The sequence below is a fragment of the Paracoccus sp. 22332 genome, assembly GCF_052045125.1.
In the GTDB taxonomy this organism is placed as follows: domain Bacteria; phylum Pseudomonadota; class Alphaproteobacteria; order Rhodobacterales; family Rhodobacteraceae; genus Paracoccus; species Paracoccus haematequi_A.
Genome location: NZ_JBQEOI010000002.1, coordinates 64,052 through 85,360, shown reverse-complemented (window position 1 = coordinate 85,360; position 21,309 = coordinate 64,052). Strand labels below are relative to the sequence as shown.

21 protein-coding genes, 1 tRNA gene and 2 pseudogenes are annotated in these 21,309 nt (G+C 67.5%); 11 read left to right on the top strand and 13 right to left on the bottom strand.

What is annotated here, in order from left to right; translation table 11 throughout:
* The 7 genes and pseudogenes from ACTJI6_RS02325 to nth all read right to left on the bottom strand — a co-directional run.
* Positions 1 to 179 (bottom strand): annotated as a pseudogene (locus ACTJI6_RS02325) (ATP-binding protein); the annotation flags it as partial.
* Entirely contained in the window at positions 130 to 555 is a 426-nt protein-coding gene (locus ACTJI6_RS02320; protein WP_241232770.1) for a permease, read from the bottom strand. The gene ACTJI6_RS02320 and the pseudogene ACTJI6_RS02325, both read right to left, overlap by 50 nt.
* 267 nt (positions 556 to 822) lie before the next feature.
* On the bottom strand, positions 823 to 1,281 hold the full coding sequence (locus ACTJI6_RS02315) for a hypothetical protein (RefSeq protein WP_440797468.1): 459 nt from the start codon (positions 1,279 to 1,281) through the stop codon (positions 823 to 825).
* Between the two features lie 120 nt (positions 1,282 to 1,401).
* Positions 1,402 to 2,586, bottom strand: coding sequence for an endolytic transglycosylase MltG (mltG, locus tag ACTJI6_RS02310; RefSeq protein ID WP_126154639.1), 1,185 nt, complete (start codon positions 2,584 to 2,586; stop codon positions 1,402 to 1,404).
* Positions 2,583 to 3,845 carry a beta-ketoacyl-ACP synthase II gene (gene fabF / locus ACTJI6_RS02305; protein WP_440797466.1) on the bottom strand — a complete coding sequence of 421 codons (1,263 nt, stop codon included), beginning with the start codon at positions 3,843 to 3,845 and terminating at the stop codon, positions 2,583 to 2,585. The genes mltG and fabF overlap by 4 nt, the downstream gene beginning before the upstream one ends.
* A 164-nt stretch (positions 3,846 to 4,009) precedes the next feature.
* The gene (locus ACTJI6_RS02300) at positions 4,010 to 5,023 is read right to left on the bottom strand and encodes an adenosine kinase (RefSeq protein WP_440797464.1); all 1,014 of its coding nucleotides are present in this window, start codon (positions 5,021 to 5,023) and stop codon (positions 4,010 to 4,012) included.
* Positions 5,020 to 5,682 (bottom strand): endonuclease III, encoded by a 663-nt coding sequence (gene nth, locus ACTJI6_RS02295; protein WP_440797462.1) that lies wholly within the window; start codon positions 5,680 to 5,682, stop codon positions 5,020 to 5,022. The genes ACTJI6_RS02300 and nth overlap by 4 nt, the downstream gene beginning before the upstream one ends.
* A gap of 207 nt (positions 5,683 to 5,889) precedes the next feature.
* Between nth and ACTJI6_RS02290 the strand changes: the two genes are divergently transcribed.
* Positions 5,890 to 6,549 (top strand): OmpA family protein, encoded by a 660-nt coding sequence (locus tag ACTJI6_RS02290; RefSeq protein ID WP_126154643.1) that lies wholly within the window; start codon positions 5,890 to 5,892, stop codon positions 6,547 to 6,549.
* A gap of 85 nt (positions 6,550 to 6,634) precedes the next feature.
* On the opposite strand, the gene ACTJI6_RS02285 is transcribed toward ACTJI6_RS02290, so the two are convergent.
* The 5 genes from ACTJI6_RS02285 to ACTJI6_RS02265 form a co-directional block, all read right to left on the bottom strand.
* On the bottom strand, positions 6,635 to 7,195 hold the full coding sequence (locus ACTJI6_RS02285; protein ID WP_126154644.1) for a F0F1 ATP synthase subunit B: 561 nt from the start codon (positions 7,193 to 7,195) through the stop codon (positions 6,635 to 6,637).
* Positions 7,192 to 7,782, bottom strand: a complete 591-nt coding sequence (locus ACTJI6_RS02280; RefSeq protein ID WP_126154645.1) for a F0F1 ATP synthase subunit B' — start codon at positions 7,780 to 7,782, stop codon at positions 7,192 to 7,194. The genes ACTJI6_RS02285 and ACTJI6_RS02280 overlap by 4 nt, the downstream gene beginning before the upstream one ends.
* Before the next feature lie 76 nt (positions 7,783 to 7,858).
* Positions 7,859 to 8,095 carry a F0F1 ATP synthase subunit C gene (locus ACTJI6_RS02275; RefSeq protein WP_089343169.1) on the bottom strand — a complete coding sequence of 79 codons (237 nt, stop codon included), beginning with the start codon at positions 8,093 to 8,095 and terminating at the stop codon, positions 7,859 to 7,861.
* A gap of 61 nt (positions 8,096 to 8,156) precedes the next feature.
* A complete protein-coding gene (locus tag ACTJI6_RS02270; RefSeq protein WP_241232771.1) occupies positions 8,157 to 8,912 on the bottom strand; it encodes a F0F1 ATP synthase subunit A in 756 nt (251 codons plus the stop codon).
* 2 nt (positions 8,913 to 8,914) lie between these two features.
* The gene (locus ACTJI6_RS02265) at positions 8,915 to 9,262 is read right to left on the bottom strand and encodes an AtpZ/AtpI family protein (protein ID WP_440797458.1); all 348 of its coding nucleotides are present in this window, start codon (positions 9,260 to 9,262) and stop codon (positions 8,915 to 8,917) included.
* 205 nt (positions 9,263 to 9,467) lie between these two features.
* On the opposite strand from ACTJI6_RS02265, the gene ACTJI6_RS02260 reads away from it, so the two are divergent.
* From ACTJI6_RS02260 to ACTJI6_RS02245, 4 genes are all read left to right on the top strand, one after another.
* Positions 9,468 to 9,827: an ArsR/SmtB family transcription factor gene (locus tag ACTJI6_RS02260; RefSeq protein WP_440798015.1), complete on the top strand. Its 360-nt coding sequence runs from the start codon at positions 9,468 to 9,470 to the stop codon at positions 9,825 to 9,827.
* Complete coding sequence (locus ACTJI6_RS02255) at positions 9,811 to 10,692, top strand: PfkB family carbohydrate kinase (RefSeq protein ID WP_440797456.1); 882 nt, start codon at positions 9,811 to 9,813, stop codon at positions 10,690 to 10,692. The genes ACTJI6_RS02260 and ACTJI6_RS02255 overlap by 17 nt, the downstream gene beginning before the upstream one ends.
* Positions 10,689 to 11,606: a pseudouridine-5'-phosphate glycosidase gene (locus tag ACTJI6_RS02250; RefSeq protein WP_440797454.1), complete on the top strand. Its 918-nt coding sequence runs from the start codon at positions 10,689 to 10,691 to the stop codon at positions 11,604 to 11,606. Before ACTJI6_RS02255 ends, ACTJI6_RS02250 begins: the two co-directional genes overlap by 4 nt.
* Before the next feature lie 43 nt (positions 11,607 to 11,649).
* A tRNA-Leu gene (locus ACTJI6_RS02245) sits at positions 11,650 to 11,732 on the top strand.
* Positions 11,733 to 11,780: 48 nt separating this feature from the next.
* Here ACTJI6_RS02245 and ACTJI6_RS02240 read toward each other — a convergent pair.
* Positions 11,781 to 12,161, bottom strand: coding sequence for a translation initiation factor 2 (locus tag ACTJI6_RS02240; protein ID WP_440797452.1), 381 nt, complete (start codon positions 12,159 to 12,161; stop codon positions 11,781 to 11,783).
* Between the two features lie 206 nt (positions 12,162 to 12,367).
* On the opposite strand from ACTJI6_RS02240, the gene fdnG reads away from it, so the two are divergent.
* The 6 genes and pseudogenes from fdnG to selB form a co-directional block, all read left to right on the top strand.
* Positions 12,368 to 15,454 carry a formate dehydrogenase-N subunit alpha gene (fdnG, locus tag ACTJI6_RS02235; protein WP_440797450.1) on the top strand — a complete coding sequence of 1,029 codons (3,087 nt, stop codon included), beginning with the start codon at positions 12,368 to 12,370 and terminating at the stop codon, positions 15,452 to 15,454.
* Positions 15,451 to 16,446 (top strand): formate dehydrogenase subunit beta, encoded by a 996-nt coding sequence (gene fdxH, locus ACTJI6_RS02230; protein WP_440797448.1) that lies wholly within the window; start codon positions 15,451 to 15,453, stop codon positions 16,444 to 16,446. Before fdnG ends, fdxH begins: the two co-directional genes overlap by 4 nt.
* On the top strand, positions 16,446 to 17,132 hold the full coding sequence (locus tag ACTJI6_RS02225; RefSeq protein ID WP_440797446.1) for a formate dehydrogenase subunit gamma: 687 nt from the start codon (positions 16,446 to 16,448) through the stop codon (positions 17,130 to 17,132). The genes fdxH and ACTJI6_RS02225 overlap by 1 nt, the downstream gene beginning before the upstream one ends.
* Before the next feature lie 36 nt (positions 17,133 to 17,168).
* On the top strand, positions 17,169 to 18,083 hold the full coding sequence (gene fdhE / locus ACTJI6_RS02220) for a formate dehydrogenase accessory protein FdhE (RefSeq protein WP_440797444.1): 915 nt from the start codon (positions 17,169 to 17,171) through the stop codon (positions 18,081 to 18,083).
* On the top strand, positions 18,083 to 19,450 hold the full coding sequence (selA, locus tag ACTJI6_RS02215) for an L-seryl-tRNA(Sec) selenium transferase (RefSeq protein ID WP_440797442.1): 1,368 nt from the start codon (positions 18,083 to 18,085) through the stop codon (positions 19,448 to 19,450). Before fdhE ends, selA begins: the two co-directional genes overlap by 1 nt.
* A pseudogene (gene selB, locus ACTJI6_RS02210) lies at positions 19,447 to 21,258 on the top strand (selenocysteine-specific translation elongation factor); the annotation flags it as partial. The gene selA and the pseudogene selB, both read left to right, overlap by 4 nt.
* Between the last annotated feature and the right edge of the window lie 51 nt (positions 21,259 to 21,309).

The following is a 21,309-nucleotide window of genomic DNA, read 5'->3' as shown; positions in this document are numbered from 1 at the left end:
CCGCGCCCGCCCATGATGACCCAGGTCTTCCAGTCGCCCTCGGGGGGCAGTTGATGCGGCAGGGCCCAGAACTCGAACAGCCAGGGCAGCGCCATCAGCGCGTTTTCCGACAGCCCGCCCAGGAAGGCGTCAACGTCCTGAGGCGCGGCGGAGGCAAGCCAGGCGGCGCCCGATTTCATCTCGTGCCGCGTCAAGGTCGAGGCTGCCTCCTCCGACCGCGCCGGCGATATCCTTGCGTAACTTGTCAACCCTGTTCCTTTCCGCCATCAAAAGGCCGACCGCCTCGCGGACGACCTTTGCGGTTTGCATGGCTTCCTTCAGCTCGGCGGGATCGACGGCCCCGCTCTGCCGGGCCTCCAACGCGGCCTCGTGACGTTTCAAATCCTTGACATAGGACCAGAACAACCCTTCGGCGACGGCAATGGCCTCGCTGGGGTCCATGCCTGCCTCCGCACTCGCAACCGGCTTCACGTCCGGCGCGGCCGGGTTCCGCCCGGCCGCGAACGGTCCTTCGGGATCACCGATGCCGATCCCGCGCCATTCCATATCGTTCATGCAAACTGTCCTGCCTCGTGTCCTGTCCGCACGAGCCGAAAAATGAAAAAGCGGCCCAAGGGTTGCCCCCGGCCGCTTGCCCACTTTTCCCAGCATGGAAAGGTTCTACCCCAGGGCGTTCGGTAAGTCAATCGCTAAACCGGGGCGCGCACGGTGCAGGCCTAATTATCCATTCCGAACAATGGCTTGCCCTGTGCAACACCCCTGCGCAACACCCGTCCTTCCCCGCGAACCGACCCGACCGGAAAGCGCAACGGGGATTCGGTTTCAGGCGTCCTTCGTGCCCTTGCCGCGCGGCGCCTTGCCCTGTCCCTGGCTCTTTGCCTCGGTCGCGGCGGCGATGGCGTTGGCGGCCTCGTCCTGCATCTTCTGGGCGAATCCCACCATCTGCGCGGCATAGGCCTCGGCCCATTCCGGCAGATGCCCCGATTTCAGCGCGGCGGCGCGCATTTCCTCGCCCTTCTCGCGGATCTTCTCGAACTGCTCCTCCCAGGCGTTCTGCATCGCCTGCCACTGGTTGCGGACATTCTCGCCCGCTTCCTCGAAATAGCCTTTGAACTGGCGGTTCATCTCGTCCTGGCGTTGCAGGGCGGTTTCCTGCCATTTGCGGGCGCTTGCCAGCATCTCGTCGTTGCGGCTGTTCAGGTCGTCCTGCCATTCGGCCACGCGCTTTTCATAGGTGCGCGCATTTTCGGCCAGGGTCGAAAACATGTCGGACAGTTTCATGGCTCATCCTCCTGCAAGGCGATGGCCGGGCGCGATCCGCGCCACGAAAAAGCCCGCCCTTGCCTGCAATGCTGCGCAACGGGACGGGCTTTGTCAAATGCCCTGAACGGTTTGCGGCGCTCAGCCGTCGCCCTGGACCGGACTTGTCGGATCGCCGCCCTGCTGCCGCTCGATCTCGCGCCAGCGGGCGACGGCCGCGTTGTGCTCCTCCAGCGTGCGGGAAAACGTGTGCCCGCCCGTCCCGTCGGCGACGAAGAAGACGTAATCCGTGCTGTCGGGATTCAGCGCCGCATGGATCGCCGCGCGGCCCGGATTGGCGATGGGCGTCGGCGGCAGCCCGTCCACGCGATAGGTGTTATAGGGCGTCCGCGCCGCCAGTTCCGACCGCCGCAACCCGCGATCCAGAACCCCCTGCCCGTTGGTGATGCCATAGATCACCGTCGGATCCGTCTCCAGCCGCATCCCGCGTTCCAGCCGGTTGACGAAGACGCTGGCGACCTGCGCCCGCTCGTCCGCCACGCCGGTCTCCTTCTCCACGATCGAGGCCATGATCAGCGCCTCCTCGGGCGTCTCGTAGGGCAGGCCGAAAGGCCGCGCCTCCCATTCCTCGGCCAGGATCGCCGCCTGCCGCTGCGCCATCTCGGCCAGCAACGCCGAACGGCTGCGGCCCTTCTCGACCTCATAGGTGTCGGGCGCAAGGCTGCCCTCGGCCGGGATGTCCTCGACCTCGCCGGTCAGAAAGGGCGCGGCCTTCAGCGCCTCGACCACCTGCCAGCTGGTCACGCCCTCGGCCATGACGACGCGCAGCCGCGCGCCGGGCTTTTCGACCGCAACCGAGATCGCCTCGGGCGATTCCTCGGTCGCGGGGTTGAAACGCGCCATTTCCTCGAAGGCGCCGGTGTCGGGGTTCATGTCGCGCAGCAGCACGGTGTTCTCGCGCACGCCCACGCGCACCAGAACCTCGGTCCCGCAGGTCGACGGCCCGCCCGCCGTGATCACCCCGACGATCTGTTCCATGCTGGCATGGGGCGGCACCAGATAGCTGCCGAATTTCAGATCCCGCGCCTTGTCCAGATAGTCCGTCCCGGCCCGAAAGACATAGGAATTGCTGATCGCCCCCTGCTCCACCAGTTGCTGGCTGACCGCGTTCAGGCTGGCGCCGGGCGCCACCTGCACGCATTGCGCGACCGCGCTCGGCCCCGGCCCGCTGAACTGGTGCTTGGCCCAGGCCACCGCCGCCGCCGCCGCGATCAGCATCACGATCAGCAGCGTCAGGAAGTTCGACGCGATATTGCGCCAGATCATTCCCGGACCTTCCCGAGGACCAGCGAGGCGTTGGTGCCGCCAAAGCCGAAGCTGTTGGACAGCGCCACATCGACGCGCCGCCGCACGGCCGCATTCGCCGCCAGATCCAGCTGCGGCTCGACCGCCGGATTGTCCAGGTTGATCGTCGGCGGGCAGATCTGGTCGCGGATCGCCAACGCGCAGAAGATCGCCTCGACCGCGCCCGCCGCGCCCAGCAGATGCCCGATGCTGGACTTGGTGGACGACATCACCACGTTCTTCGCGTGATCACCCAGCAGCCGTTCCACCGCGCCCAACTCGATGGTGTCGGCCATGGTGCTGGTGCCATGGGCGTTGATGTAATCGACCGCCGAAGGCTCCAGCCCGGCATTCTTCAGCGCGTTGCGCATCGCCCGGAAACCGCCATCGCCATCCTCGCTGGGGGCGGTGATGTGATAGGCGTCGCCCGACAGCCCATAGCCCAGGACCTCGGCATAGATTTTGGCCCCGCGCGCCTTGGCGTGCTCGTATTCCTCCAGCACCACGCAGCCCGCCCCCTCGCCCATCACGAACCCGTCCCGGTCCGCGTCATAGGGGCGGCTGGCCGCCTGCGGATCGTTGTCGCGCTTGGTCGACAACGCCTTGCAGGCGTTGAAGCCCGCGATGCCGATCTCGCTGATCGGGCTTTCCGCGCCGCCCGCGACCATCACATCGGCATCGCCCAGCATGATCAGCCGCGCCGCGTCGCCGATGGCATGCGCCCCGGTGGAACAGGCCGTCACGACCGCGTGGTTCGGTCCCTTGAAGCCGAAGCGGATCGACACCTGCCCCGAGACCAGGTTGATCAGCGCCCCCGGAATGAAGAACGGAGACACCCGCTTCGGCCCGCGCTCCTTGATCAGCACAGCCGTTTCGGCGATGCTGGTCAGCCCGCCGATCCCCGACCCGATCATCACGCCGGTGCGCTCGCGGTCTTCCTCGGTGGCGGGTTCCCAGCCGGAATCCTTCACCGCCTGCTCGGCCGCGGCCATGCCGTACAGGATGAAATCATCGACCTTGCGCCGGTCCTTCGGCTCCATCCAGTCGTCGGGGTTGAAGGTGCCGTCGCTGCCATCGCCGAAAGGGATTTCACAGGCGTATTTCGTCACCACGTCCTTGGAATCGAAGCGCGTGATCGGCCCGGCGCCGGACCGCCCGGCCAGCAGACGTTCCCACGTCGCCTCGACGCCGCAGGCCAGCGGCGTGACCATCCCCAATCCGGTGACAACAACCCTGCGCATCCGCACTGTCCTTCAAGCTGCAAATTCGTTCCGGCCCTGATACACGCAGCGGCAGATCCACGCAACGCCGCGGCTTCCGACCGGCAGCTCTTTGCATTGGACCTCAAATATCCCACAGGGGGTCTGGGGGACGTGAAGTCCCCCAGCGATCGCGGGACGCAAGCCTAGACCAGCCCTTCGGCCCGGAAATCCGCCCGCAGGTCGCGTTCAGGCCTCGGCCCCACATGCCCGATCACCTCGGCCGCCGCGATGCAGCCCATCCGTCCCGCCACGGCCAGCGGCGCGCCCAGGGCCAGGCCATAGATCAGCCCTGCGGCGAACTGGTCTCCCGCCCCGGTCGCGTCCACCGGCACGACCCGATGCACCGGCGCCGTCACGCGCTCGCCCTCGCGGATCAGGATCGCATCATCGCCCGAACGGGTGCAGATCACCGTGCCGCAATCCGCCGCCGCCAGACGCAGCGCCTCCTCCAGATCCTCGACCTGATACAGCGACTGCCATTCATGGACATTGCCGATCACGTAATCCATCGGCCCGGCCACCAGCCGCCGGAAATCCGCGCGGTGGCGGTCCACGCAGAAGGGATCGGACAGCGCGATCCCCGCCTGGCCGCCCGCCTCGTGGCAGGACCGCGCGGCCTTCAGGAACGCCTCCTTGCCCTTGGGCTTGTCGAACAGGTATCCTTCCAGGAACAGCCACCCGGCCCCTTGGAACACCGCAGGGTTCACATCGGCCGGCCCCAGTTCGGCCGAAATCCCCAGATAGGTGTTCATCGACCGCTCGCCATCCGGCGTCACGAAGATGATGCTGCGCGACGTCGGCAGTTGCTCGCCCGCGACTGGAGGGTTCACGAACACCGTTCCCGCCGCCTCGGTCTGCTCGGCATAGGACAAGCCCAGCGGATCGTCCGCCACCCGGCCGATGAAGGCCGTCCGCAGCCCCAGCATTCCGATCCCGGCCAGCGTGTTCGCCACCGACCCGCCGGGCACCAGCCGCGACTGCGCGCGCCCCGGCCCGTGGTCATCCGCCTGCGCGGCCATCAGGTATTCCGACCGCTCGCGCTCGATCAGCTGCATGATTCCCTTGCGGATCCCCAGCGCGGCCAGCCGGTCGTCATCGGTGGGCGAGATCACGTCCATCACCGCATTGCCGATGCCGATCACGTAAGGGGTGGTCATGCGGTCTTCTCCTCATAGGGGCACAGATCGTAAATCGGACAGACCGCGCAGCGCGGGCGGCGCGCCTGGCAGATGTATCGGCCGTGCAGGATCAGCCAGTGATGGGCATCCTGCTGGAAGCGGGCGGGCACGTTGTCCTCGATGGCGCGCTCGACCTCCTCGACATCGCGGCCGGGCGCGATGCGGGTGCGGTTGCCGACGCGGAAGATATGCGTATCGACGGCCTGCGCCGGAAAATGAAAGGCGCTGTTCAGCACCACATTGGCGGTCTTGCGCCCGACGCCCGGCAGGCTCATCAGCGCCGCGCGGCTGTCGGGAACCTCGCCGCCGAACTCCTCGACCAGGATGCGCGACAGGGTGATGACGTTCTTCGCCTTCTGGCGGAACAGGCCGATGGTCTTGACATGCTCGGTCATGCCCTCAAGCCCCAGATCCAGCATCTTCTGCGGCGTGTCGGCCACGGCGAACAGGCCCCTGGTGGCCTTGTTGACGCCCACATCGGTCGCCTGCGCCGACAGCGCCACCGCCACCACCAGCGTGAAGGGGTTGGAAAAGACCAGCTCGGTCTCGGGCTGCGGATTGGCCTCGGCCAGGCGCGAAAAGATCGCGACCTGCTGGGCAAAGGGCAAGGGCTGCGGCAGACGGCGGGGCTGGACCATGGCCCGACGCTTTTGGCCGTCCTCGCCCGGCAATGCAAGCCCGGCCCGGCCCCGACCCGGCGACCAGAGGTTTTTTCTGCCAATCCAGCATCTTCCACGCACCCGTGACTTTCCTTTCCCCCGGAACTGGGCCAGCGTCGGCGCGTTGGGCGGCAACCGGAAATTTGCCGCATGATCAAAGCCGCAAGACCAGGAAAGGGAAACTCCATGAACCTTCGCGTCACCACCATCCTCGCCAGCGCCGGCCTTGTCGCCCTTGGCGCCTGCGCTCCCACCGACGGCACCGGCACGACCGGGATGAGCCGCACCCAGCAAGGCGCCCTGGCCGGGGCCGCCGTCGGCGCCGTCCTGGCGGGCACCCGCGACAGCGACAGCAACAACCAGGGCCGGGACGCGGCGCGCGGGGCGATTCTGGGCGCGGCGGCGGGCGCCATCGCGGGCAACATTCTCGACCGTCAGGCCCAGGCGCTGCAACAGTCCGTCAGCAGCAACGTCCAGGTCGTGAACCGGGGCGACCACCTGCAAGTCATCCTGCCCGAGGGCATCCTGTTCGCCACCGATTCCGCTGCCGTCACCGGCCAGGCGCAGAACGATCTCTATGCCGTGGCGCGCAACCTGAACCAGTATCCGAACAGCCGCGTCCAGGTCGTGGGCCACACCGACAACACCGGGTCGGCCGCGCATAACATGGACCTGTCGCAGCGCCGCGCCCAGTCGGTCGCCAGCATCCTGACCGCCGCAGGCGTGGCCCCGGCCCGCCTGACCGCCACCGGGCAGGGCTTCAACCAGCCGGTCGCATCCAACAACACCGCCGCAGGCCGCGCCCAGAACCGGCGGGTCGAAATCCTGATCTGGCCGACCCGCTGATCGCCACCCCGCAACGCAAAACCCCCGGTCGCAGGACCGGGGGTTTTTTCGTGATCACTGTCCGAATATCATTGTCCGAATGCCGTCAGTTCAACCGACGCGCCACGTCCTCGATGGCTTCGTCGATCCCGGCCGACCGCTGGCCAGCGCCCACCTGCTGCGCCAGCAGGCTGGAAGCGGCTGCGACCGCAGCCTGCACCGCCCGGTCGCGCACGGCACGCACCGCATCGGCCTCGGCGCTTGCGATCTGATCCTCGGCCCCCTTCAGGCGGCGTTCGATCGAGGTCTTCAGGTCGGCCTTGGCCTTGGCGGCCTGGGCCTCGGCCTCGCGCTTGGCATTGGCGACGATCTGATCGGCCTGGCCCGCCACCTCGCGCTGGCGGCGCTCATAGCTGGCATAGATCTCCTGCGCTTCCTCGCGCAGGCGCTTGGCCTCGTCCAGGTCGCGGCGGATGCCCGCAGCGCGGCTGTCCAGAAGCGCGCCGATCCGGGCGGGCACCTTGAAATACAGCAGCACGCCCACGAAAACCAGGAACGACACCAGCACGATGAAGTCCGTGTTCCGCAACGAGAAGAACGGGCCGGACGCGGCGGCGGCCGGTCCGGCGGCCAGAACCGTGGCGGCAAGAAGGGAAAGTTTCTTCACTGCAAGGCCCCTTTCATGCGGCTGTCCACGGCCTGATCGACGGCGGCCTGATCGACCGTCCCGCCGAAGCTGCGCACCAGTTCGGCGGCAACGTCGCGGGCGACCTCGCGGGCGTCGGTATCGGCGCTGTCGCGGATCTCGCGGATGCGCTTTTCCGATTCCGCCGCGCGCGCCGAAATCTCGGCATCGGCATGGGCGATGGCGGCGTCCAGTTCCTTCTGGATCTCGGCGCGGTTGGCGGCGACGATCTTGCCCGCCTCGGCCCGCGCGTCGGCCAGGGCCTTGTCATAGGCGGCCTCGGCCTCTTTGGCCTTCAGCTTGAATTCCTCGGCGGCCATCAGATCGCCGGTCATGGCGCCCTGGCGGTCGGACAACACGGCGCCGATGCGCGGCAGCGCGATCTTGGCCACGACCCAATACAGCACCAGCATGGTGACGATGAGCCAGAAAATCTGGTTCGCGAAAGTCGTCAGATCCAGCTGGGGCAGGCCCGTGGCTGTCTCGGTCTCGCCATGCGCGATCGAGCTTGCGACGCTTTCGGTATGTTCGGCCGCGGTATGGGCGGCCTCTTGCAACAGGCTGATCATGTCCAAACCCCTTGGCCTTGAAGGTCACGAAGGGGCGGGGGCCGGACCCCCACCCCGCCGCAAGGATGGCGTTGGATCAGACTGCGAACATCAGCAGAAGCGCGACCAGGAACGAGAAGATCCCCAGGGCTTCGGCGAAGGCCATGCCGATGAACAGCGTGGCGGTCTGGCCGGCGGCGGCCGACGGATTGCGGAGCGCGCCCGACAGGAAGTTGCCGGCGACGTTGCCCACACCGATGGCGGCCCCGCCCATGCCGATGGCGGTCAGGCCGACGCCGATGTACTGGCCCAGTTCTCCGATATTGCCTTCCATGATGATGCTCCTTGCGGTTGGAAGTTGTGGATTGGGGTGAAACCCGACCGTGCAGCCCGGCTTAGTGCGACGGGTGCAGCGCGTCCTTCAGGTAGACGCAGGTCAGGATGGTGAAGACATAGGCCTGGATGAAGGCCACCAGGATTTCGAAGGCATACATGCCGACCACCGCGATGATCGAGATCGGCGCGACGGCGGCGATGGCCGCGAAGCCCGCGAAGACCTTGATCACGGCGTGACCGGCGATCATGTTGCCCGCAAGTCGGATGGAATGGCTGACGGGGCGCACGAAATAGCTGATGACCTCGATCACGGCCAGCACCGGGCGGATGGCCAGCGGGGCCGAGCGGACCCAGAACAGGTCCAGGAAATGCGCGCCGTTCTTGATGAAGCCAATGGCCGTCACGGTCAGGAACACCGACAGCGCCAGCACGCCCGTCACCGCGATATGCGAGGTCACGGTAAAGGCCATGGGCAGCAGGCCCAGGAAGTTGGCGAAGACGATGAACATGAACAGCGTCATGATATAGGGGAAGTATTTCAGCCCGTCCTTGCCCGCGATGTCGGCGACCATCTTGTGGACCAGGCCATAGGCCAGTTCCGCGATGGACTGGCTGCGGCTGGGCACGATGGCCCGGCCGCGCGTGCCCATCACCAGCAGGGCCAGCGTGGCGGCGACGATCAGGAACAGCCACAGCGTGACATTGGTCGGCGTGTACCAGTGGACCGCGCCGTCCCCGAACAGCGGGCGCACGATGAACTGGTCCATCGGGTGGAAAGACAGGCCGGTTGCCTCGCCATGCGCTTCTGTCGCCACGATCAATCCCTCTCGTCGGTGCCCGGCGGCTTGCCGGATGTGCTGCCAAGTTCGGCTGCCGTGCGCATCATCACCTTGATGCCGGCCACGAAGCCGAGAAGTATGAACAGGATCAGCATGATCGGCAGGGTGCCGAACAGCCAGTCCAACCCGTATCCGATCCCGGCGCCCAGCATGATGCCCGCGACGATCTCGGTGACCATGCGCCAGGCGACATGCGCCTTGTCATAGCCCGCCATCGGCCCGGCGACCTCTGGCTTCGCGGTCACCTTGGACAGCCGCTCCTCCAGGTCGCGCAGGCGGGCGGCATCCGCCTGCCGGTCCGCGCTGTCCCTGGGATCTTCGGCCATCTGTCGCGCCCGTTCTTCGTTGCCGGGCTGTCTAGGGTGGATCCCCCGCCAAGTCAAGCATGGGGAAAATCCAATCAAGATATTGATTTACATTGGGATTATAGATTCCGGCGATGATGCGCCGCGCGGCGCCGGCCCTGCCCGACGCGGACAATATTCAACCGGACAGTTGACCATTCCCGCCATTCCGCGCCATCACGGGCGGATGAACGCCCCCGCGCCCGACCGGCTGGACCTGATCTTCGCGGCCCTGGCCGACCCCACCCGGCGGCGGGTGCTGTCGATGCTGCTGGAAGACGACATGGCCGTCAGCGACGTGGCCGCGCCCTTCGACATGAGCCTGGCGGCGATCTCCAAGCATCTGTCGGTCCTTGCGGCGGCCGGGCTGATCCGGCAGGAACGCCGGGGCCGGATCACCTGGTGCAAGCTGGACCCGGACGGGATGCGCGCGGCATCCGTCTGGATGCAGGGCTTCGGGCAGTTCGACCCGGTGGACCTGGACGATTTCGAACGGTTTCTAGAGGTGCAGATCGGCGAATGGAGCAGCGATGACGGCGCCCCCTGACATCCTCTGCATCGGCGCGATGCTGTGGGACGTGATCGGCCGCGCGCCGCGCCGGATGGCGCCGGGCGCCGACGTGCCGGGCCGGATCCGCCACATCCCCGGCGGCGTGGCCCTGAACGTCGCGGTGGCGCTGGCTCGCTGGGGGTTGCGCCCCGCCGTCCTGTCCGCCGTGGGCCGCGACCCGGAGGGAGCGGCCCTGGTGGCCGAGGCGGAACGTCTGGGCGTCCTGACCGCGCATCTGGCCCGCGACACCGGCCTGCCGACCGACACCTATATGGGAATCGAAGACAGCGAGGGGCTGATCGCCGCCATCGCCGATGTCCACAGCCTGGAGGATGCGGGCACCGCGATCCTGGCCCCGCTGGACGGCGCGCTGTCCGGCTGGACCGCGCCGGTCGTCCTGGACGGCAACCTGACCGAGGATCTGCTGGCCAGCGTGGCCCGCGATCCGCGCCTGTCCCGCGCCGACCTGCGCGTGGTCCCGGCCAGCCCCGGCAAGGCCGAACGGCTGGAACCCCTGATCGCCGCCCGCCGCGGCTGCTTCTATCTCAACCGGCTGGAGGCCGAGATTCTCGCCGGTCGCGCCTGTCCCGACGCCGCCACCGCCGCGCAGGCCGTCGTCGCGCGCGGCGCCGCCCGCGTGCTGGTCACCGACGGCCCGCATCCGGTCGCCGAGGCGATGGCGGGTGCGCCGACCCTGACCTTCGCCCCGCCGCCCGTCACCGTCGCGCGCGTGACCGGCGCGGGCGATTGTTTCCTGGCCGCGCATCTGGCCGCCGAACTGAACCGACAGCCGCGCGACGCGGCCCTGCGCCAGGCCGCCTGTGCCGCCGCCGCGCATGTCTCTGGAAAGGATGTTCCATGACCGCCCCCCTCAGCTTCTCGCCCGAAGTCCGCGACGCCCTGGCCGCCGGCCGCCCGGTCGTGGCGCTGGAATCGACGATCATCACCCACGGGATGCCCTGGCCGCAGAACCTGGACATGGCGCGGCAGGTCGAACAGGCGATCCGCGACAACGGCGCGGTGCCCGCCACCATCGCCGTGATGGGCGGGCAGATCCATGTCGGCATGGACGACAAGGCGTTGCAGGCCCTGGCGCAGACGCCGCCGGATCAGGCAATGAAACTGTCGCGCGCCGATCTGGCGGTCTGCCTGGCCAATGGCCGCACCGGCGCGACCACGGTCGCCGCGACGATGATCTGCGCGCATCTGGCGGGCATCCGGGTCTTTGCGACCGGCGGCATCGGCGGCGTGCATCGCGGGGCCGAGTCCAGCTTCGACATTTCCGCCGACCTTCAGGAACTGGCGCAGACCCCGGTGACGGTGGTCGCGGCGGGCGCCAAGGCGATCCTGGACCTGCCCAAGACGTGGGAGGTGCTGGAAACCCTGGGTGTGCCGGTGATCGCCTATGGCCAGGACGACCTGCCCGCCTTCTGGTCGCGCGCCAGCGGCATCCGCGCGCCGCTGCGCATGGACAGCGCCGATCAGATCGCCGCCGCCGCCGCCATGCGCGCGCGCCTTGGCCTGAACGGCGGCCAGCTTGTCGCCAACCCGATCCCGCCCGAGGCCGAGATCGCCGCCGAGGTGATCGGCCCGGTCATCGAACAGGCCCTGTCCGAGGCCGAGGCCCAACGCATCGCCGCGAAACAGGTCACGCCCTTCCTGCTGCAACGCATCTTCGAGCTGACCGAGGGCCGGTCGCTGCACTCCAACATCGCCCTGGTCCTGAACAACGCCCGCCTGGCATCGCAGATTGCCGTCGCCATGTCCCAGCGATGACCCGTTGACCGTCCCGCCCATCCCGGCGTAAGGCTGGCGACGTGCGCGGCTGGCGGAATTGGTAGACGCAGTTGGTTTAGGTCCAACCGCTTCGGCGTGGGGGTTCGAGTCCCTCGCCGCGCACCACGGCGCCGGGCTGGGCGCGGCACTGCTGCGCCGCAGTCCCCGCCAGCCTCAGCGGCAGTCCAGCGTCACCTCGACCGGGTTTGGCACCAGATCCAGCATCGCACCGCTGCTGGCGTCCACACCGGCGCCGATGATGCCGCCGACCAGCACGTTGCCCGCCATTGCGGCGCTGCCACCGCTGGCGACCCTGTTTGTCACGCGGACCTGCTGATGCTTGCAGCCGTCCTTCGTGATCAGGACATTCAGTTCCGACTTGCGCGGCACCTTGAACGTGCACGGCGTATTGTTGCAGGTCTGCCCGTCGCTCATCTTCACCTGGGCGCCGGTGGGGGTCGAGTTGACGATAAGAGCGTCGTTGGACCCGCGAGTGATGGTGGCGCAGCCCGCAACGGAAAGAACGGCGCAAACAAGAAGGATTGGTTTGAACATCATATCCTCGTAAAAGATTGCCGCTGCTTGGTCGCGCGAAATCGTGAACGGGACAACCAGCCATATAGTTCTGTTTTTATTAGATTTCCGCAGGCCTCTTGCCCTGTCGGAGCGACCGCGACAGGATCTGCCCCGCCTTGACTTTTGACCGCCCGGTCAGCAAACTGGCCCGGTACCTATCTATAGACAGGCAGCAGGAGGGTCTTATGAACATCGACCTTTCGCGCCGCGGCTTCTTGAGGCTGGCGGGTGCGGGGGTTGCGGCGACATCGCTGGGGGCAATGGGCTTCGGCGGGGCCGAGGCGGCGGAACAGGCGCATGTGCGCGCCTTCAAGCTGGCCACGACCACGGAAACGCGCAACACCTGTCCCTACTGCTCAGTCGCCTGCGGGATCATCATGTATTCCAAAGGCGACGTGAAAGCGGGCGAGACCGCCCAGCTTCTGCACATCGAAGGCGACGCCGACCATCCGACGAATCGCGGCACGCTGTGCCCCAAGGGCGCCGCGCTGAAGGATTTCGTCCATGCGCCCACGCGCCTGACCAAGCCGCGCTATCGCGCCGCCGGTGCCAGCGACTTCCAGGACATCACCTGGGACGAGGCCCTGGACAAGATCGCACGCGCGATGAAGGATGACCGCGACGCCAACCTGATCCAGGTGAACGAGGCGGGCGTGCCCGTCAACCGCTGGACCACGACCGGCTTCCTGGCGGCATCGGCAACCACAAACGAAACCGCATGGCTGACCTACAAGACGGTCCGGTCCATGGGGATCGTCGGATTCGATAACCAGGCGCGCGTCTGACACGGCCCCACGGTGTCCAGTTTGGGCCCGACATTTGGCCGTGGAGCGATGACCAACTCCTGGACCGACATCAAGAACACCGACCTTGTGGTCGTCATGGGCGGCAATGCCGCCGAAGCGCATCCCTGCGGCTTCAAATGGGTGACCGAGGCCAAGCACCATCGCGGCGCCAAGCTGATCGTGGTCGATCCGCGCTATAACCGCACGGCGTCCGTGTCGGATTACTATGCGCCGATCCGTCCGGGCAGCGACATCGTGTTCCTGATGGGCGTGATCCGCTGGTGCATCGAAAACGACAAGGTGCAGTGGGATTACGTCCGCAACTATACCAACGCCAGCTTCCTGGTGAAGGACGAGTTCGGCTGGTCCGACGGGCTGTTCACCGGCTATGACGAGGAAAAGCGCGACTACGACAAGTCCAGCTGGGACTACAAGATGGGCGAGGACGGGTTCGTCCAGACCGATCCCACCCTGCAGGATCCGCGCTGCGTCTGGAACCTGCTGAAAGCGCATGTCGACGCCTATACGCCGGAATTCGTCGAACGCATCTGCGGCACGCCCAAGGACAAGTTCCTGCATATCTGCGGCATGATCGGCGAATGCTCGTCGCCCACCAAGACCATGACCTCGATGTATGCGCTTGGCTGGACCCAGCATTCCAAGGGCGCGCAGAACATCCGCGGCATGGCGATGCTGCAACTGATCCTGGGCAATATCGGCGTCCGGGGCGGCGGGATGAACGCGTTGCGCGGCCATTCCAACATCCAGGGCCTGACCGATATCGGGCTGATGTCGAACCTGATCCCCGGCTACCTGAACATCCCCACGGAAAAGGAAGCGGACTGGGCGACCTACATGTCCACCCGCGGCTTCAAGCCGATCGTGCCGGGGCAGACCAGTTACTGGCAGAACTATTCCAAGTTCATGGTCAGCTTCATGAAGGCGATGTGGGGGGATGCCGCCACGGCCGAAAACGACTGGGCCTATCACTATCTGCCCAAACTGGACGTGCCCGCCTATGACGGGATGCGCATGTTCGAGCTGATGGCCCATGGCAAGGTGAACCTGTATTTCTGCCAGGGCTTCAACCCGATCCTGTCGTTCCCCAACCGGGGCAAGATGACCGAGGCGTTTTCCAAGCTGAAGATGCTGGTGGTCATGGATCCGCTGGAGACGGAAACCTCGCATTTCTGGCAGAACCACGGCATCTACAACGACGTGGACACGGCATCCATCCAGACCGAGGTTCTGGAACTGCCCACCACCTGCTTTGCCGAGGACGAGGGCGCGTTGGTGAACTCGGGCCGGTGGCTGCAATGGCACTGGCCGGGGGCGACCCCGCCGGGCGAGGCCAAGCACGACACCTGGATCATGGCGCAGATCTTCCTGCGCGTGAAAAAGCTCTATCAGGACGAAGGCGGGGTCTTCCCCGACCCGATCCTGAACCTGACCTGGGACTATCGCGACCCGAACGATCCCAAGGCGGACGAGCTTGCCCGGGAAATGAACGGCCGCGCGCTTGCGACCGTCTATGACGCCGCAGACCCCACCAAGGTCGTGGCCGAGGCCGGGCAGCAACTGTCCAGTTTCGGACATTACCGCGACGACGGGTCCACCATGGGCGGCTGCTGGATCTATGCGGGAAGCTGGACCGAGGCGGGCAACATGATGGCGCGGCGGGACAATACCGATCCCGACGACACCGGCGCCTTCCTCAACTGGGCCTTTGCCTGGCCGGCGAACCGGCGGATCCTGTACAACCGGGCGTCCTGCGACTTGCAGGGCAAGCCCTGGGATCCCTCGCGCAAGATCATCGAATGGACAGGCGAGAAATGGGAAGGCTATGACGTGCCGGACATTCCGGTCACGGCCAAGCCAGAGGAGGTCGGTCCGTTCATCATGAACCCCGAGGGCGCGTCCCGGCTGTTCAGCCGGGGGATGATGCGCGACGGCCCCTTCCCGACGCATATGGAACCGTTCGAAGCCCCCATTGCCAACCCGTTCAACGCGCGGATGCGCGGCAACCCGGTGGCACGGGTGTTCCAAAGCACGGCGGACCAGTTCGCCGAGATCGGGGAGCCTGAATTCCCCTGCGTCGCGACCAGCTATCGCCTGACCGAGCATTTCCACTATTGGACCAAGCACAACCCGGTGAACGCCGCGTTGCAGCCCGAGTTCTTCGTGGAGATCAGCGAGGAACTGGCGGCGGAGCGCGGCATCGCCAAGGGCGGCCGGGTCCGGGTCTGGTCCAAGCGCGGGCAGGTCTGGGCCAAGGCGGTCGTGACCAAGCGGCTGCGGCCGTTGCAGGTGGACGGCAAGACCGTCCATGTCATCGGCATCCCGCTGCATTGGGGCTTTATGGGATCGGCGAAAAAGGGCTTCGGCCCGAACAGCCTGACCTCTCAGGTCGGCGACGCGAACGTCGAGACGCCTGAATTCAAGGCCTTCATGGTCAATATCGAACCCGCAGAGGAGCCGGTGGCATGACCGAAACCGCGCCCCAACCCACCACGGCGGCGGCCAACCCGCCCGTCCAGCCGATCGGGTCGAATCTGCTGCCCTCCGACGTGGTCCGCATCTCGGCCACCAAGGACGTGCCGCAGCCCGACCGGCAGCTGACCAAGGTCGCCAAGCTGATCGATGTCAGCAAATGCATCGGCTGCAAGGCCTGCCAGTCGGCCTGCATCGAGTGGAACGACACCAAGCCCGAGGTCGAGACCAACGTGGGGGTCTATGAAAACCCCCACGACCTGACCCCGAACATGTTCACCCTGATGCGGTTCAGCGAATGGGTGAACCCGGAAACCGACAACCTGGAATGGCTGATCCGCAAGGACGGCTGCATGCATTGCGAGGACCCGGGCTGTCTCAAGGCCTGCCCGGCGCCCGGCGCCATCGTGCAGTATTCCAACGGCATCGTCGATTTCATCCATGAAAACTGCATCGGCTGCGGATACTGCGTGACCGGCTGTCCCTTCGACATCCCGCGCATCAGCAAGGTCGATCACAAGAGCTATAAATGCACCCTCTGTTCCGACCGCGTGGCGGTGGGCCAGGGTCCGGCCTGCGCCAAGGCCTGCCCCACCCAGGCCATCGTCTTCGGGACCAAAGAGGACATGATCGCCCATGCCAACGACCGGATCGAGGATCTGAAGTCGCGCGGCTACGACAACGCCGGGATCTATGACCCGCAGGGGGTGGGCGGCACGCATGTGATCTATGTGCTGCACCATGCCGACAAGCCGCAGATCTATGACGGGCTGCCGGAAAATCCGCGCATCTCGCCGGTGGTCGAGGGCTGGAAGGGCGTCACCAAGACCGCCGGTCTGGCGGTGATGGGGGTGGCCGCCGTGGGGGCCGCGATCCACGGGCTGTTCGCCCGCGCCAACCGCGTGGACGAACACGAGGAACAGGCCGCAGAACGGCTGGTCCAGGCCGATGCGCCCGCCAGTGCGCCCCATGACAGGGGGGACGTGTGATGCCGCGCCCCCTCTATTCCGAACCGGGCGACCGGATCGAAAGCGTCAAGCCGGTGACGGTCAGCCGTTACCGGGGCTTCATCCGGGGCAACCACTGGGTGACGGCGCTGTCGCTGATCCTGCTGCTGCTGTCGGGTCTGGCGCTGTTCCATCCGTCGCTGTATTTCCTGACCGGCCTGTTCGGCGGCGGGCAGACGACGCGCTGGATCCATCCGATCATCGGCGTGGTGCTGTTCTTCAGCTTCCTGCTGATGTTCGTGCAGCTGTGGCGCCTGAACCTGCCCCGCCCCGAGGATACCACCTGGGTCGCCCAGATCGGGGATGTGGTCGCCGGAAACGAGGAAAAGCTGCCCGAGCTTGGCAAATACAACGCCGGGCAGAAATTCATCTTCTGGGCCATGTCGATCCTGATCGTGGTGCTGATCGTGACCGGGGTGATGATCTGGGAACAGTTCTTCGGCGGGCTGGTGACGATCCCGACCCGGCGCATTGCCGTGCTGGTGCATTCGCTGGCAGCGGTGGCGATCATCCTGGTGTTCATCCTGCATGTCTATGCGGCGATCTGGACGCGCGGCACGTTGCGGGCGATGACGCGGGGAACCGTGACGGGTGGCTGGGCCTATCGCCACCACCGTAAATGGCTGCGCGAACTGGCTGGACGCCACCAGAACGGCCCGGCAGAATAACGCAAAGGCAAGTGGCCGGTCCGGCCCGGAGACGGTATGACAACCACCATGCAACCCGACCCTTCGGTCATCGGCGGCGTCCCCGTGGCGCCGCTGGCTTTTTTGCCCGACGCCGCGGCGGTCTTTGACAAGCGGGCCGGGCGGTTCGCCTTTCTGGCCGATCACGGCGGCAACCTGGCGCCCTATCTGCGCTTCCTGGCCGACCTCACCGCCTTGCAGGCGCGGCTGGCGCGCGACCTGCCCGCACCCGCGCCGATCCCCGCCGACCGCATCCGCATCGCCCGCGAAAGCCGGATGCCGCCCATCGACCGCGCCGCCCTGGCGGTGGACGAGGCAATGCACGCCACGCTGGACCGCTTCCTGGCCGAGGCTGCGGTGCTGGACATGCCCGAACCCGCCCGCTTGGCCCTGTCCGCCGTCACGGCGGCGGGCATTGCCGACCGGCACTGGCTGCTGGAGAATATCCTGTCCGACCGCATCCCCGACGACAGCGCCGCGCCGCATCTGTTCGTCGGCACTGCCGTGCAGGTCCATCTGGCGCGGCTGGCCGCCACGCTGGACGCCGCGCAACTGGTCAGGATCCGCACCGGCACCTGCCCGACCTGCGGCGGACGGCCCGCGACATCCTCGGTCATGGGTGCGGCGGGGATCGAAAGCACACGCTATGCCGCCTGCGGCTGCTGCGCGACGCACTGGAACGAGGTGCGCGTGACCTGCCTTTGCTGCGGGTCGACCAAGGGCATCAGCTATCGCAGCGTCGAAACGGACGAGGCGACGGTGAAGGCGGAATTGTGTTCCGAATGCGGCAGTTGGGTGAAGATCCTCTATCAGAACAAGAACCCCAGCCTGGATCCCGTCGCGGACGACGTGTCCAGCCTGGGCCTCGACATGCTGATGAAGGACACCGATTTCCGGCGCGGCGGCTTCAACCCCTTCATCGCGGGCTATTGATGACGGGGTTCCGCGCCCTGCCCTCGGTCGATCAGGTTCTGCTGTCCGACAGGGGCCGGGCGCTGATCGAGGCCCATGGCCGCGCGGTGGTCACCGCCACCCTGCGCGCCCGTCTGGACGCCGCCCGCGCCGCGATCAAGGGCGGCGCCGATGGCGAAACCGAGGCCGCCCGCCTGCCGCATCTGCTGGCCGCCGATCTGGCGGCGGGGGCGCAATCGAAGCTGCGCCCGATGCTGAACCTGACCGGCACGGTGCTGCACACCAACCTGGGCCGGGCGATCCTGGCGGAGGAGGCGATCAAGGCGGCCTCGGCGGCCATGGCCGCGCCGCTGGCGCTGGAATTCGACCTGGACGGCGGCGGACGCGGGCAGCGCGACGACCACCTGCGCGGGCTGCTGTGCGAGCTGACCGGGGCCGAGGACGCGACCATCGTCAACAACAACGCCGCCGCTGTCCTGATCGCGCTGAACACCTTCGGCCAGGGGCGGCAGGCCATCGTTTCGCGCGGCGAACTGATCGAGATCGGCGGCGCCTTCCGCATGCCCGACATCATGGCGCGGGCGGGCGCGCAGCTTGTCGAGGTCGGCACCACCAACCGCACCCATCCGCGCGATTATGAAGACGCGATCACGGCAGAGACGGGGCTGATCCTCAAGGTCCATACCTCGAACTACCGCATCGAGGGGTTTACCGCTGAAGTTCCCGCCCCCGCGCTGGCGCAGATCGCCAGGAAGGCGGGCGTGGTGCTGCTGAACGACCTGGGGTCGGGGTCGCTGGTCGATCTGGCGGCTTACGGGTTGCGCCGCGAACCGACCGTGGCCGAGGCTGTGGCGGAAGGGGCTGACCTGATCACCTTCTCGGGCGACAAGCTGCTGGGCGGGCCGCAGGCGGGCTTCATCGTCGGGCGGCGTGATCTGATCGCGCAAATCAACAAGAACCCGCTGAAACGCGCCGTCCGTCTGGACAAGATCCGCATCGCCGCGCTGGAGGCGACGCTGCGCCTGTATCGCGATCCCGACCGCTTGGCCCAACGCCTGCCGACCCTGCGCCACCTGTCGCGCCCGCAATCCGACATCGCCGCCCAGGCCGAACGGCTGGCCCCGCAGGTGGGGGCGCTGCTGCCGGACTACAGCGTGACCGCGACCGATTGCGCCAGCCAGATCGGCTCGGGGGCGCTGCCGGTGGACACGCTCCCCTCTGCCGGGCTGCGCATCACCGGCCAAGGCGGCGACGCGCCCGACCGGCTGTCGGCCCGGCTGCGCGCCCTGCCCTGCCCCGTCGTCGGCCATATCCGCGACGGCGCGCTGATCCTGGACCTGCGCTGCCTCGACCGCGACGACGACCTGCTGCGGGCGCTGTCGGCATGATCGTCGGCACGGCGGGGCATATCGACCACGGCAAGACCGCGCTTGTGAAGGCGCTGACCGGCACCGATGCCGACCGCCTGGCCGAGGAAAAGGCCCGCGGCATCACCATCGACCTGGGCTTCGCCTATGCCGATCTGGGCGGCGGCAGGGTCACGGGCTTTGTCGACGTGCCGGGCCACGAACGCCTGATCCACACCATGCTGGCGGGCGCGGGCGGCATCGACATGGCGCTGCTGGTGGTGGCCGCCGACGACGGCGTGATGCCGCAGACGCGCGAGCATGTGGCGATCCTGGACCTGTTGGGCATCGCGCGCGGGATTGTGGCGCTGTCCAAGGCCGATCTGGCCGACGATGCCCGCCGCGTGGCCGTGACGGCGGAAATCCGTGCGGCGCTTGAAGGCACCGCCCTGGCCGATGCGCCGGTCCTGCCGGTCTCCTCTCTGACCGGCGAAGGCGTCGACGCCCTGCGCGCCGCCCTGATCGCCGCCGAGGCCGAGACGACCGCCCGCCACGCCGACGGCCCGATGCGGCTGGCCGTGGATCGCAGCTTCACCCTGTCCGGCGCGGGCACGGTCGTCACCGGCACCATGCTGGCGGGCCGCGTCGCGGTCGGGGATCAGGTGACCGTCAGCCCCCGTGGCCTTCCGGCCCGCGTGCGCGGCATCCATGCCCAGAACCGTCCCGCAACCGAAGGGCTGGCGGGCCAGCGTTGCGCGCTGAACCTGGCGGGCGAGGCGATCAGCAAGGACGCCATCCATCGCGGCGACGTGGTGCTGTCGCCCGCTTTGCACGCGCCCACTGACCGCATCGACGCCTGGCTGACGGTGCTGGCCAGCGAACCCAAGCCCATCGGCACCTGGTTCCCTGCCCGCCTGCACAGCCATGCGGTCGAGGCCGGGGCGCGCATCGTGCCCCTGTCCGATCCCATCCAGCCCGGCGGCAGCGGCCCGGTGCAGATCGTGCTGGACCGTCCTGTCGCGGCGGCGGTGCATGACCGCTTCATCCTGCGCGACGTGTCGGCCAGCCGCACCATCGGCGGCGGGCGCTTCCTGGACCTGCGCGCCCCCGCCCGCAAGCGCCGCACGCCCGAACGGCTGGCGCTGATCGCCGCCGCCCGGCCCGAGGATCCCGCCGCCGCCCTTGCCGCGATGCTGGCCGTGGCGCCGGTCGATCTGCCCGGCTTCGCCCGCGACCGCAGCCTGTCGCCCGCTGCCCTGGCGGACGCCGCCCGCATCGCCCAGGCCGTCACCATCGGCGATCTGGCGATCAGCCGGGCCGTTCTGGCGGCGCTGCAAACCCAGTTGACCCAGATCCTGACGCAGTTCCACCAGGACAACCCGGACCTGCCCGGCCTGGGCCGCGAGCGCCTGCGCCTGACGCTGCAACCGCGCCTGCCCAAGGACGCCTTTCTGGCCTTCCTGCGCGCCGAAGCCGATGCAGGCCGCGCGGTCCCCGATGGCGCCTTCCTCCGCCTGCCGGGCCACGAGGTCCGCTTCACGGCCGAGGACGAGGCGCTGTGGGACCGCATCGCCCCCGCCCTGCTGGGCGAGATGCGCTTCCGCCCGCCGCGCGTCCGCGACTTCGCCACCGACTTCGGCATGGACGAGCGAGAGGTGCGCCGCGTTCTGAAACTGACCCAGAAGCTGGGCCGCACCGACCAGATCGCGCATGACCATTTCTTCGCCCGCCCCGTCACGGCCGAGATGGTGGCGATCATTCTGGACTTGGCCGCGCAGGCCCCCGACGGCTGGTTCACCGCCCCCGCCTTTCGTGACCGGGTGCAGAACGGCCGCAAGGTCGCCATCGAAATCCTGGATTTCTTCGACCGCCACGGCCTGACCTTGCGCCGCGGCGATTTA